This window comes from Pseudomonas sp. BRM28 (assembly GCF_002939405.1).
GTDB lineage: Bacteria > Pseudomonadota > Gammaproteobacteria > Pseudomonadales > Pseudomonadaceae > Aquipseudomonas > Aquipseudomonas palmensis.
This window is the reverse complement of record NZ_PEFV01000001.1, coordinates 4,846,036-4,858,605: the sequence shown is the minus strand read 5'-3', so window position 1 is coordinate 4,858,605 and position 12,570 is coordinate 4,846,036. Positions and strand designations below refer to the sequence as shown.

Annotated in this window: 10 protein-coding genes; 8 read left to right on the top strand and 2 right to left on the bottom strand. The window is 64.5% G+C overall.

Annotated features, from left to right (window positions below):
- The first annotated feature begins 1 nt into the window (after nt 1).
- The 8 genes from miaA (at nt 2) to CR917_RS22440 (ending at nt 9,722) form a co-directional block, all read left to right on the top strand.
- Entirely contained in the window at nt 2-976 is a 975-nt protein-coding gene (gene miaA, locus CR917_RS22475) for a tRNA (adenosine(37)-N6)-dimethylallyltransferase MiaA (RefSeq protein ID WP_043863536.1), read from the top strand.
- Nucleotides 977-1,071: 95 nt separating this feature from the next.
- On the top strand, nt 1,072-1,332 hold the full coding sequence (gene hfq / locus CR917_RS22470) for an RNA chaperone Hfq (protein WP_043863535.1): 261 nt from the start codon (nt 1,072-1,074) through the stop codon (nt 1,330-1,332).
- A gap of 12 nt (nt 1,333-1,344) precedes the next feature.
- Nucleotides 1,345-2,676, top strand: coding sequence for a ribosome rescue GTPase HflX (gene hflX / locus CR917_RS22465; protein ID WP_058541590.1), 1,332 nt, complete (start codon nt 1,345-1,347; stop codon nt 2,674-2,676).
- A gap of 66 nt (nt 2,677-2,742) precedes the next feature.
- The gene (hflK, locus tag CR917_RS22460) at nt 2,743-3,909 is read left to right on the top strand and encodes an FtsH protease activity modulator HflK (protein WP_043863533.1); all 1,167 of its coding nucleotides are present in this window, start codon (nt 2,743-2,745) and stop codon (nt 3,907-3,909) included.
- Entirely contained in the window at nt 3,909-4,778 is an 870-nt protein-coding gene (gene hflC, locus CR917_RS22455; RefSeq protein WP_043863532.1) for a protease modulator HflC, read from the top strand. Before hflK ends, hflC begins: the two co-directional genes overlap by 1 nt.
- A 278-nt stretch (nt 4,779-5,056) precedes the next feature.
- Complete coding sequence (locus CR917_RS22450) at nt 5,057-6,244, top strand: ATP phosphoribosyltransferase regulatory subunit (RefSeq protein WP_043863531.1); 1,188 nt, start codon at nt 5,057-5,059, stop codon at nt 6,242-6,244.
- Between the two features lie 54 nt (nt 6,245-6,298).
- On the top strand, nt 6,299-7,588 hold the full coding sequence (locus CR917_RS22445) for an adenylosuccinate synthase (RefSeq protein ID WP_043863530.1): 1,290 nt from the start codon (nt 6,299-6,301) through the stop codon (nt 7,586-7,588).
- 199 nt (nt 7,589-7,787) lie between these two features.
- Complete coding sequence (locus tag CR917_RS22440; protein WP_043863529.1) at nt 7,788-9,722, top strand: methyl-accepting chemotaxis protein; 1,935 nt, start codon at nt 7,788-7,790, stop codon at nt 9,720-9,722.
- Between the two features lie 84 nt (nt 9,723-9,806).
- Here the strand turns inward: CR917_RS22440 and CR917_RS22435 are convergent, their stop codons facing one another.
- Together CR917_RS22435 and CR917_RS22430 are read right to left on the bottom strand one after the other, a co-directional pair.
- A complete protein-coding gene (locus tag CR917_RS22435; protein WP_088514718.1) occupies nt 9,807-11,372 on the bottom strand; it encodes an iron ABC transporter permease in 1,566 nt (521 codons plus the stop codon).
- Entirely contained in the window at nt 11,372-12,385 is a 1,014-nt protein-coding gene (locus tag CR917_RS22430) for an extracellular solute-binding protein (protein WP_043863527.1), read from the bottom strand. The genes CR917_RS22435 and CR917_RS22430 overlap by 1 nt, the downstream gene beginning before the upstream one ends.
- Between the last annotated feature and the right edge of the window lie 185 nt (nt 12,386-12,570).

Here is a 12,570-nt window from a genome sequence, read left to right as displayed (position 1 = left end):
TATGGCAGTTCGCAATCCCCCGGCCATCTTCCTGATGGGCCCCACCGCCGCCGGCAAGACCGACCTTGCCATCGAGCTGACCAAGGTGCTGCCGTGCGAGCTTATCAGCGTCGATTCGGCGCTGGTCTACCGCGGCATGGACATCGGCACCGCCAAGCCGTCCAAGGCGTTGCTGGCCGAGCACCCGCACCGGCTGATCGACATCCTCGACCCGGCCCAGAGCTATTCGGCAGCCGATTTTCGCCGCGATGCGCTGCAGGCCATGGCCGAGATCACCGCGCGCGGCAATATCCCGCTGCTGGTGGGCGGCACCATGCTGTATTTCAAGGCGCTGCTCGAAGGCTTGGCCGATATGCCTGCGGCCGATGCGCAGGTGCGTGCCGAGCTTGAAGCCGAGGCTGCACAGCTGGGCTGGCAGGCCTTGCACGCCCAGCTGGCGGCGGTCGACCCCGAATCGGCGGCGCGCATCCACCCCAACGATCCGCAGCGGTTGGTACGGGCGCTGGAGGTGTACCGGGTCAGCGGCATGACGATGACGTCACATCGCGAGCGTCAATCGGCGCAAAGTAGCGTCGCAGGCGCTTCGGGCCAGGAACAATTGCCCTATACTGTCGCCAGCCTGGCAATCGCCCCGCAGGATCGAAAGGTGCTGCACGAGCGAATTGCGCTACGATTTGGGCAAATGCTGGAACAGGGCTTCGTCGACGAGGTCCGATCACTGCGTGCCAGAAGTGACTTGCATGCAGGGCTGCCGTCTATACGGGCAGTCGGTTATCGCCAGGTCTGGGATCACCTTGATGGCAAGTTGAGTGCAGCTGAAATGCAGGAGCGCGGCATCATTGCCACTCGCCAATTGGCGAAGCGGCAGTTTACCTGGTTGCGCAGTTGGGCCGATCTGCACTGGTTGGACAGCCTGGCTTGCGACAATCTGCCACGCACCTTGAAATACCTGGGATCGGTCTCCATATTGGGCTGAGTCCCTGCAATTGCCGTCTACTCTTGGGGGTGGGGCGGCCTGAGCCATCATATTTCTTTGATTTTTTACTATTGATCCTTACAGGAGTGCGGCATATGTCAAAAGGGCATTCGCTACAAGACCCTTACTTGAATACTTTGAGAAAAGAGAAGGTCGGCGTTTCGATCTATCTGGTCAACGGCATCAAGCTGCAGGGCACGATCGAGTCGTTCGACCAGTTCGTGATTCTGCTGAAGAACACCGTCAGCCAGATGGTCTACAAGCACGCGATCTCGACAGTGGTGCCGGTTCGTCCGATTCGTCTGCCAAGCGCAGCCGACGCCGAACAGGGCGACGCTGAGCCAGGTAACGCCTGATAGGAGTCTGCTTTGTTCTTTGAGCGCCACGGTGGTGGTGAACGGGCAATCCTCGTTCACTTGGAAGGTCAGAGCCCTGAGGCGCGCGAAGACCCGCAGGAGTTCCGCGAGCTGGCCCTGTCGGCCGGTGCCGATATTGTCGCGTTCGCCAATGTGGCGCGACACCAGCCTACCGCCAAGTTCCTGATTGGCAGCGGCAAGGTCGAGGAATTTCGCGACCTGGTCAAAGCCGAACAGGCCGATTTGGTCATTTTCAATCACACCCTCACGCCCAGTCAGGAACGTAACCTCGAACGTATCTTCGAGTGTCGCGTGCTTGACCGCACGGGTCTGATTCTCGACATCTTCGCCCAGCGGGCACGTACCCACGAAGGCAAGCTGCAGGTCGAACTGGCCCAGCTCGAGCACATGAGCACGCGCCTGGTGCGCGGTTGGACTCACCTCGAGCGGCAGAAGGGCGGTATTGGTCTGCGCGGGCCGGGTGAAACCCAGCTCGAAACCGACCGGCGCCTGCTGCGCATACGCCTGCGCCAGATCAAGGGCCGCCTGGAGAAGGTGCGCAGCCAGCGCGAGCAGGCACGGCGCGGGCGCAAGCGCGCGGATATCCCCTCGGTGTCGCTGGTGGGGTACACCAACGCCGGCAAGTCCACTTTGTTCAATGCGCTGACCCAGTCCGAGGTGTATGCGGCCGACCAGCTGTTCGCCACCCTCGACCCGACCCTGCGTCGGCTCGAGCTGGATGACGTCGGGCCGGTGGTGCTGGCCGACACCGTGGGCTTCATCCGTCACCTGCCGCACAAGCTGGTCGAGGCATTTCGGGCTACGCTCGAAGAGTCGAGCAACTCCGACCTGCTGCTGCACGTGATCGACGCCCATGAGCCGGAGCGCATGGAGCAGATCGAGCAGGTCATGGCGGTGCTCGGCGAGATCGGTGCCGAAGGCTTGCCGATCCTCGAGGTGTATAACAAACTCGACCTGCTCGAAGGGGTCGAGCCGCAGATCCAGCGCGATGCCGACGGCAAGCCGCAGCGGGTATGGGTGTCGGCCCGTGACGGTCGTGGCCTGGAGCTGGTGGGGCAGGCGATTGCAGAACTGCTGGGGGATGACCTGTTCATCGGTACCCTGCGCCTGGAACAGCGTTTCGCGCGGTTGCGCGCGCTGTTCTTCGACCTGGGGGCGGTGCAGAGCGAAGACCATGACGAAGACGGCAACACCCTGCTGGCGGTACGCTTGTCCCGGGTCGAGTTCAATCGCCTGGTAAGCCGCGAGGGGATGAAACCGCTGGAGTTCATCGAGCAACACACTTTGCAATACAAGCCCGACCTCGCGGTCGGGCAGCCGTGACAGGCATTCTGTAGCATTGGACGGCGCGCCGTGGGCGCGTCTTTGCTTTATCAGATGGAGAGCGCTATGGCTTGGAATGAGCCGGGTGGCAACTCGAACAATCAGGATCCTTGGGGTGGGCGCCGTGGTGGCGGCGACAAGAAGGGACCACCGGATCTCGACGAGGCCTTCCGCAAGCTGCAGGATAGCCTGAACGGCATGTTCGGCAGTGGCAAGAAACGGGGCGGCGACAGCGGCTCCGGCAAGGGTGCCGGTTTCGGTCTGCTGGGTATCGGCCTGGCCGTACTGGCGGCCATATGGCTGTACAGCGCCGTGTACGTGGTGGACGAACAGGAGCAGGCCGTGGTGCTGCGCTTCGGCAAATACTACGAAACCGTAGGGCCGGGCCTGAACATCTACTTCCCGCCGATCGATCGCAAGTACATGGAGAACGTCACCCGCGAGCGTGCTTATACCAAGCAGGGCCAGATGCTGACCGAAGACGAGAACATCGTCGAAGTGCCGCTGACCGTGCAGTACAAGATCACCAACCTGCAGGATTTCGTGCTGAACGTCGATCAGCCTGAAGTCAGCCTGCAGCACGCGACCGACAGTGCCCTGCGCCACGTGGTGGGTTCCACCTCGATGGACAAGGTGCTGACCGAAGGTCGTGAGCAGATGGCCGTGGAAATCAAGGAGCGTCTGCAACGCTTCCTCGACACCTACCGCACCGGTATCACCGTGACCCAGGTCAACGTGCAGAGCGCGGCAGCCCCGCGTGAAGTGCAGGAAGCCTTCGACGACGTGATCCGTGCCCGTGAAGACGAGCAGCGTGCGCGCAACCAGGCCGAGTCCTACGCCAACGGCGTGGTGCCGGAAGCCCGTGGTCAGGCGCAGCGCATCATCGAGGATGCCAACGGCTACCGCGATGAAGTGGTCTCGCGTGCCAAGGGTGAGGCCGACCGCTTCACCAAGCTGGTGGCCGAGTACCGCAAGGCTCCAGAGGTGACCCGTCAGCGTCTGTACCTGGACACCATGCAGGAAGTGTATAGCAACACCAGCAAGGTCCTGGTATCCGGCAAGGACGGTCAGAGCAACCTGCTCTACCTGCCGCTGGACAAGATGATCGACAGCCGCCGCAGTGGCAGCACCCCGGTCACCAGCGTCACGCCGTCGGCCAATGACGCCGCCAACCGTGCCGCCGCAGACCTGCAACAGCAACAGCGCGAGACGCGCTCCAGGGAGAGCCGCTGATGAGCAATAAATCCCTGATCGCCGTGATCGTCGCCGTGGTGCTGGCGATCGTCGCCTGGAACAGCTTCTACATCGTGGCCCAGACCGAACGCGCCGTGCTGCTGCAATTCGGCCGTGTGGTACAGGCCGATGTGCAGCCTGGCCTGCATGTGAAGGTTCCCTACGTCAACCAGGTGCGCAAGTTCGACGCGCGGCTGATGACCCTTGACGCACCGACCCAGCGGTTCCTGACCCTGGAGAAGAAAGCGGTGATGGTCGATGCCTACGCCAAGTGGCGCGTGCAGGACGCCGAGCGTTTCTACACCGCGACTTCGGGCCTCAAGCAGATCGCCGACGAACGTCTGTCGCGCCGTCTGGAAAGCGGCCTGCGCGACCAGTTCGGCAAGCGCACCCTGCATGAGGTGGTATCCGGTGAACGTGACGCGCTGATGGCTGACATCACCGCTTCGCTGAACCGCATGGCCAGCAAGGAGCTGGGCATCGAAGTGGTCGACGTTCGCGTCAAGGCCATCGACCTGCCCAAGGAAGTGAACCGCAGCGTGTTCGAACGCATGAGCACCGAGCGTGAGCGTGAAGCTCGCGAGCACCGCGCCAAGGGTAACGAGCTGGCCGAAGGCATCCGTGCCGACGCCGATCGTCAACGCCGCGTGTTGCTGGCCGAAGCCTATCGCGAGTCGGAAGAAACCCGTGGTGATGGTGATGCCCAGGCAGCAGCCATCTACGCCAAGGCCTATGGCCAGGACCAGGAGTTCTACGCGTTCTATCGCAGCCTGAAGGCCTACCGCGAGAGCTTCGCCGACAAGAGCGACGTGCTGGTGCTGGACCCGAGCAGCGAGTTCTTCCGCTTCATGGGCAAGACCAAACCGTAAGCATGCACACCCCGCCCGGCGGCTAAAACGTCGGGCGGGGTGCCTCCCGCGAGAAAACGGGTGTATGATGCGGCAGCCGGGAAATTCCCGGCTTTTTTGCGTCTGCAAGATCGATTGGCCTTTATCGGGCCCGGGCTTGTGGCGCACTTCAGGTTTTACGAGGGTATCGGCACTGCGGTTTCGCTGGAATCAGCGCTGCCCGTCATTGTGTGCCGATAGCTGCTTCACTCAAGGCTCGCCCGCGGGCAGGCCGCCCGGACCATAGGGGAAATGGCGTAATGGCAACGGTAGACCGCTGGCTGCTGCCAGATGGCATCGAAGAAGTACTGCCACCTGAGGCGGCGCGCATCGAGATCGCGCGTCGTCAGGTGTTGGACCTGTTCCAGAGCTGGGGTTACGAGTTTGTCGTGACCCCGCATATCGAGTACCTGGAATCGCTGCTCACCGGTGCCGGCCAGGACCTGGATCTGCGCACCTTCAAGGTCATCGACCCGCAATCCGGGCGGCAGATGGGCTTTCGGGCCGACATCACGCCACAGGTGGCGCGCATCGACGCGCACACCCTGCGCCGTGAAGGGCCGAGCCGCCTGTGCTATGCCGGCAGCGTGCTGCACGCCTTGCCACGTGCCCTGTCGACCTCGCGCAGCCCGATTCAGCTGGGCGCCGAGCTGTACGGCGATGCCAGCCCGGTCAGCGACGTCGAGGTCATCAGCCTGATGCTGGCCATGCTGCAACTGGCCGACGTGCCGGATGTGCACATGGACCTCGGGCATGTCGGTATCTACCGCGGCCTGGCCCGTGCGGCCGGCCTGTCGGGCGCGGTCGAGCAGCAGTTGTTCGACGCCCTGCAGCGCAAGGCCATCGACGAAGTGATCGAGCTGACCGCCACGCTGCCGGCTGACCTGGCCGGCATGCTGCGTTCGCTGACCGAGCTGTGCGGTGGGCGCGAAGTGCTCGAGCAGGCACGTGTGCGCCTGGGCCGTGCCCCGGCCGCAGTGCTGGCGGCGCTGGATGACCTGATGGCGATCGCCGAGCGCCTCGCCACGCGTTACCCCGAGCTGCCGCTGTATTTCGACCTGGGCGAGTTGCGCGGCTATCACTACCACACCGGTGTGGTGTTTGCCGCCTTCGTGCCAGGCGTCGGCCAGTCGATCGCCCAGGGCGGTCGCTATGACGACATCGGAGCGGACTTTGGCCGGGCACGCCCGGCTACCGGTTTCTCCACGGATTTGAAGACCCTGGTCACACTGGGGCGAGCCGAGGTGGTGTTGCCGTCTGGCGGGATCTGGATGCCCGACAGCAGCGATGCAGCACTTTGGCAGTTGGTCTGCCAATTGCGCAGTGAGGGCCAGCGGGTGGTTCAGGCCTTGCCTGGGCAGCCGCTGACCGCCGCCGTCGAGGCGGATTGCGATCGGCAATTGATTCAGCAAAACGGGCTTTGGCAGGTTCTGCCGCTGGCCATTTGAGATTCCACGCCGGCACGAGCCGGCGCCAAGTTTGCGCGAATGAGGACAAGTGTTATGGGTAAGAATGTCGTAGTCCTGGGCACCCAGTGGGGTGATGAGGGCAAAGGCAAGATCGTCGATCTGCTGACCGAACATGCTGCCGCCGTAGTGCGCTACCAGGGTGGCCACAACGCCGGCCACACCCTGGTGATCGACGGTGAGAAGACCGTGCTGCACCTGATCCCTTCGGGCGTGCTGCGCGAAGGCGTGCAGTGCCTGATCGGCAACGGTGTGGTGGTTGCTCCCGACGCCCTGCTGCGCGAGATCACCAAGCTGGAAGAGAAGGGCGTACCGGTGCGCGAGCGCCTGCGCATCAGCCCGTCCTGCCCGCTGATCCTGTCCTTCCACGTGGCCCTGGACCAGGCCCGCGAAAAGGCCCGTGGCGAGCTGAAGATCGGCACCACCGGTCGCGGCATCGGCCCGGCCTACGAAGACAAGGTTGCGCGTCGTGGCCTGCGTGTGGGCGACCTGCTCAACATGCCACGCTTCGAAGACAAGCTGCGCGAGCTGGTGGACTACCACAACTTCATGCTGGTGGGTTACTACAAAGAGCCGGCCATCGAGTTCGAAAAGACCCTGGCCGAGTGCAAGGAATACGCCGAACTGCTCAAGCCGCTGATGCTGGACGTGACTGCCGAGCTGCACGACCTGCGTCGCGCCGGCAAGGACATCATGTTCGAAGGTGCCCAGGGTTCGCTGCTGGACATCGACCACGGTACCTACCCCTACGTGACCAGCTCCAACACCACCGCCGGTGGCGTTGCGACCGGTTCGGGCGTTGGTCCGATGTTCCTGGACTACATTCTGGGCATCACCAAGGCCTACACCACCCGCGTGGGTTCGGGCCCGTTCCCGACCGAGCTGTTTGACGACGTTGGTGCGCACCTGGCCAAGCAGGGCCACGAATTTGGCGCAACCACCGGCCGTGCCCGTCGTTGCGGCTGGTTCGACGCCGTCATCCTGCGTCGCGCCATCGACGTGAACAGCATCTCGGGCATCTGCCTGACCAAGCTGGACGTGCTCGATGGCCTGGAAACCATCAACATCTGCGTCGGCTACAAGGACGCAGCGGGCAAGGACGTTGCCCCTACCGACGCCGACAGCTACGTGGGCCTGCAGCCTGTGTACGAAGAAGTGCCGGGCTGGAGCGAGTCGACCGTGGGCGCCAAGACCCTGGAAGAACTGCCGGCCAACGCCCGTGCCTACATCAAGCGTGTGGAAGAGCTGATCGGTGCGCCGATCGACATCGTCTCCACCGGCCCGGACCGCAACGAGACCATCGTGCTGCGCCATCCGTTTGCCTGATTCGCTGTAGGCAGTAAAGAACGCCGCTGTCCCTCCGGGTCAGCGGCGTTTTTTTTGGCCAGTTGGTGAAAGGGTCATAAAGGTCAGCCCTGGCTATGAATTTGACCGGTATGCCTGCTGCCCGGCACGGCCTTTGCTGTAAGAATCGTCCTATAAGGTGCCATCACTATAATGGCCCCGCGATACGGAGGGTTCTTGTGTGTCGGCCGTTCTCTCATTGTTACGAAGCCGCCTGTTGCGGCCTGTCTTTGTTGCGTTGGGTATCGCTCTTTTGGTGCAGGTGCTGGTTGCGGTCGCGCTGACGCGGAGCACGGTGACTGCGCTGGAGGCCGATCTGGGTAATCGCCTGGGTGCAGACAGCCAGAAACTGTCGGGTGAACTGGAACAGGCCGGGCGTGAGCTCAGCTCGGGCCTGGACAGCCTTTCGGCCAGTACCCGCCAGCGTTTGTCCGCCGGGCTATCCGCACGCCTTCAGGAGGAGCAGGCGCAACTGCGCGTCACCCTCGAAAAAAGCCTCAAGGAGTCGGCCAATCACATGGCCGAACTGCTGGCATCGGTTGCGCCGCGGGCCATCTGGGATGACGACATACCGGCACTGTCGGAGTTTTCCCGGCGCGCCCAGCGCAATGCCAACGTGCTCTTCGTGGTCTACGACGACGCCCAGGGCCAGCACCTGACCCGCTACCTGAACCGGCAGAACCCGATAAACCAGGCCCTGATGGAAAAGGGCCAGGGCGAACGGGCGCTCGACAAGGTGCTGGATGCGGCGCGCAACGACCCGGCGGTGTACATGATCGAAGCCTCGATCAACCCCAACGGCACCGAGATCGGCAAGGTGGTGATGGGCGTCTCCACGGCGTCGGTCGACAACGAGCTCAAGGCGCTGGACGCGCGCTTCTCGGCGCTGATCGCCAGCGGCGACCAGTTGGTCGGCGACAGCCTGGTGGGCGCTGCGGCCGACAGCAACAAGGCCCTGAGCGCCCGCCTGCAGGCGGCCCAGGCCAGTGCCGCGGCGATGCAGGCCAACACCTCGCAGACCGTGCAGCAAGCAGCGGCGACCCTGCGCTGGAACATCGGCCTGGGGCTGGTGGCGGTGGGCTTCGGCGTATTGCTGGTGGTGGCCGTGGTACTCGGCCGGCGCGTGCTGAGCAAGCTGCGCCTGCTGATTGCCGCGCTCAACGACCTGGCGGCCGGCGACGGCGACCTGACCAAGCGCGTACCGATCGACAGCCGAGACGAGATCGGCGACATGGCTGCGGCGGTCAACCAGTTCGTCGACAAGCTGCAGCCCATCGTGCGCGAAGCGGGCGAGGTGGCGCAGCGCACCGGGGTCGAGATCGGCACCATGGCGCAGAACAACGCGGGCGCCGATGCGGCGGCCGCTTCGCAGCGCGATGAGGTGGCCGAGAGCCTGCGCGCCCTGTCGAGCATGGCCGATGAAGCCCAGGCCGAAAGCCAGGCCATGCAGGCAGCGTTGCAGCAGGTGGTGGACATTCGCCAGGCCACCGACGAGAACAGCCGTACCTCGGCCCAGGTGGCCAAGCTGATCGAAGCGTTGGCCGGGCAGGTGGGGGCGGGCTCCAAGGTGATCGAGCGGCTGGCCGAGCAGAGCCAGCAGATCGAGGTGGTGCTGGAGGTGATCCACGGCATTGCCGAGCAGACCAACCTGCTGGCGCTCAATGCCGCCATCGAGGCGGCGCGGGCTGGCGAGACCGGGCGCGGGTTTGCCGTGGTGGCCGACGAAGTGCGGGCGCTGGCGAGCAAGACCCAGAGCTCGACCGGTGATATCCAGGCACACATCGGTGCCTTGCAGCAGGGCGCGCGGGAGGCGGTGGCAGCCATCAGCCAGGCCGGGCGTCAGGCCAGCGAAGGCTTGACCGTGCTCAAGGACAACGCGCGCCTGCAGCAGTCGGTGCAGGTGTCGGTGGAGCAGGTGCATGCGGCGATCGGCCTGGCCACCCGGGCGGCCGAGCAGCAGGCGCAGGGGGCGCAGGCGGTGCGTGGGCGGGTCGAGACGATTCATGCCCAGGCCGAGCGTGCAGCGCAGGTGGTGATGCAGACCACGGCCAGCAGCAAGGTGCTGGATGACCTGGCGGCGCAGTTGAAGGCCAGCCTGGGGCAGTTCAGGGCGTGAGCCACGTTCGCCGGCAAGGCCGGCTCCTACAGGGTTTGCGTCGTCTGTAGGAGCCGGCCTTGCCGGCGAAGGATGCGTCGCGGTCTAGGCGCGGTTCAGGTACATCCGCGTCGTCAGCAGGTACACCGGCAAGCCCGACACCACAATCAACAGCGCCGCATAGGGCGCCGCCGCCGCGAATTCGACGTTGGCGGTATGCGCCCACACTTCGGTCGCCAGCGTGGTCATGCCGGTGGGGCTGAGCAGCAGGGTGGCGGTCAGCTCCTTCATCGCATCCAGGAACACCAGCGCAAACGCTGCCGCCAGGGCCGGGAAGATGATCGGCAGGGTCACCTTGCAGAACGCCTTGAACGGCGTCGCGCCCAGGGTGCGCGCCGCCTCTTCCAGCTGTGGTGCGGCCTTGGTCAGCGCGGTACGCACCGGCGCCTGCGCCAGCGGCAAGAACAGCAGCGCATAGGCCAGCAACAGCAGGCCGGTGGTCTGGTACAGCGCCGGCACATAGTGCAGGGCGAAATACACCAGGGTCAGCGCAATCACCAGCCCCGGCAGCGCGTGCAGCAAGTAGGGCAGGCGCTCGGCCCAGATCGCCAGGCGGCCCTTGTAGCGCACCACCAGAAAGCTCACCGGTAACGCCAGCAGCAGGCTCACCCCCGCGCCGCCCAGTGCCAGCGACAGCGACGAGAACAGCGCCCGGCTGATGTCGGCCACCGGGAAGGCCGCCGACGATCCCACGCTCAGCCAGTAGCCCAGCATGCCCAGCGGGATGCCGCTGCCCAGCACTGCCAGCAGCAGGCAGCTCAACTGCCCCAGTATGCTCCAGCCACCCAGGCGGATCGGCTTGGCGCGGCGTGCCACGCCCTGGCCGATGCGCACGTGCCGCGCCTTGCCGCGTACCCGCAGCTCGAACCACAGCAGCAACAGGCACATGAACAGCAGCACCGCCGAGAGCATCGCCGCATTGGCGTTGCTGAACTCCAGCTCGAACTGCTGGTAGATCGCGGTGGTGAAGGTCTGCAGGCCCAGGATCGACAGCGCGCCGAATTCCACCAGCATGTGCAAGGCAATCAGCAGGCTGCCGCCCAGGATCGATGGCCACAGCAGCGGCAGGGTGACCCGGCGGAACACACCCCAGCGGTTGTAGCCCAGGGTGCGGGCCGATTCTTCAAGCGAGGTGTCGAGGTTGCGCAGGGTCGCGGCCACCGGCAGGAACACCAGTGGATACTTGGACAGCGCCATCACCAGGATCGCCCCGCCCAGCCCCTCGAAGCGCGGGCTCAGCGAGACCCAGGTGAAGCCGCTGACGAACGCCGGCACGGCAAACGGCAGGCACAGGATCACGCCCCACAAACGCCGCCCGCGCAGGTCGCTGCGCTCCAGCAGCCAGGCCAGGGCCAGGCCGACCACGGCGCAGGCCACGGTCACCCCGGCCATCAGCAGCAGGGTGTTCTTCATCAGGCCCCAGACGAAGGGCCGCCACAGCAGGTACAACGCCTCGCGCCAGCCGGCCTGCCAGGCCTTGAGGCCCACGTACAGCAACGGCAGCAGGCTCAGGCCCACCAGCAGCAGCACCGGTAGCACCACCCAGATCGAGGGGCGCTTGCGGCGCGGAACATAACGCGCCACAGACGGCGCAGGCAGCACGGCTTCCATCAGAGCAGGCCGACCTCGCGCTCAAGTTCCAGGGCTTCCTCGGCATTGCCCAGGTCGGCCGGGGTGATCTTCGGCGGGCGCAGGTCTTCGAACGGCTTCAGGCCCTGGTCCGAGACCATGCCCTTGTGCAGCGGATACTCGGCGGTGGTCTGGGTGATCACGCGCTGGCCTTCTTCGCTGGCCATCCAGGCGAGCAGGGCCTGGGCTTCCTTGGGGTGCTTGCTGGCCTTGACCGCCGCGGCGCTGGAGATGGTCACCAGGCCACCGACGTCGCCGTCGGCCAGGTAGTAGAGTTTGGAGTCCAGCTGGCCGCGCTCTTTCTTGAGGGCGTACCAGTAGTAGTTGTTCACCAGTACGGCAGCCACTTCGCCGTTTTCCACGGCCTTGAGGGCAACCATGTTGTTGGTGTAGGTCTTGCCGAAGGCCTTGAGGCCGGTCAGCCATTCTTCGGCCGCTTCACGCCCGTGCAGCTTGAGGATGGCCACGGCCTGTTCCTGGAACGCGCCGCTGGTGGGCACGAAGCCGACCTTGCCGTCCCACTCGGGGTCGGCGAAGTCCATCACCGATTGTGGCAGGTCTTTTTCGTCGATCACCTTGGGGTTGAAGGCCACCACGCGGGTGCGAGCGGTCACGCCCATCCAGGTGCCGTTGCTGGCCACGTATTCCTTGGGCAGCACTTGCAGGGTCGAATCGTCGATCTTGGCCAGCAGGCCCTTCTCGCCCAGGTTGTTCAGCGGCGGCGATTCTTCGGTATAGATGACGTCGGCCGGGGAGCGTGCGCCTTCTTCCTCGATCTGGCTGGCCAGCTGGTTGCTGCTGCCCTTGCGGATATTGATGTGAATGCCGGTCTTGGCCTCGTAGGCCTTGGCGATGGCTTCGCCGATTTCCTTGTGCTGGCCGTTGTACAGGGTCAGCGTCACAGGGTCGGCGGCCATGGCGGCGGGTGCTGCGAGCACCAGGCTGAACACGGAAACGGCCAGGCCGCGCAAAATCGGGTTGATGCGGATCGTCATGCGGGTGGTTCCTCGCTTGCGGGCTACAAATCTTGAAACAATGATAAACGATATAGTTTCTCAAGTACGCCCGTGAGGAAAAATTCATGAGCTGACTATCGGTTAACTCACTTGATTTGTTGGGCGGGGCGGGGTGGCAACGCAGCGTCCGAATGGGCGGCAGTGGGGTGAGCTCGAATCGCAGG

What these genes read in the sequence shown, in the direction of transcription:
- hflC (WP_043863532.1), top strand. Translation starts at nt 3,909, where the DNA reads ATGAGCAATAAATCCCTGATCGCCGTGATCGTCGCCGTGGTGCTGGCG.
- CR917_RS22450 (WP_043863531.1), top strand. Translation starts at nt 5,057, where the DNA reads ATGGCAACGGTAGACCGCTGGCTGCTGCCAGATGGCATCGAAGAAGTA.
- miaA (WP_043863536.1), top strand. Translation starts at nt 2, where the DNA reads ATGGCAGTTCGCAATCCCCCGGCCATCTTCCTGATGGGCCCCACCGCC.
- hflK (WP_043863533.1), top strand. Translation starts at nt 2,743, where the DNA reads ATGGCTTGGAATGAGCCGGGTGGCAACTCGAACAATCAGGATCCTTGG.
- hfq (WP_043863535.1), top strand. Translation starts at nt 1,072, where the DNA reads ATGTCAAAAGGGCATTCGCTACAAGACCCTTACTTGAATACTTTGAGA.
- CR917_RS22445 (WP_043863530.1), top strand. Translation starts at nt 6,299, where the DNA reads ATGGGTAAGAATGTCGTAGTCCTGGGCACCCAGTGGGGTGATGAGGGC.
- CR917_RS22430 (WP_043863527.1), bottom strand. Translation starts at nt 12,385, where the DNA reads ATGACGATCCGCATCAACCCGATTTTGCGCGGCCTGGCCGTTTCCGTG.
- CR917_RS22435 (WP_088514718.1), bottom strand. Translation starts at nt 11,372, where the DNA reads ATGGAAGCCGTGCTGCCTGCGCCGTCTGTGGCGCGTTATGTTCCGCGC.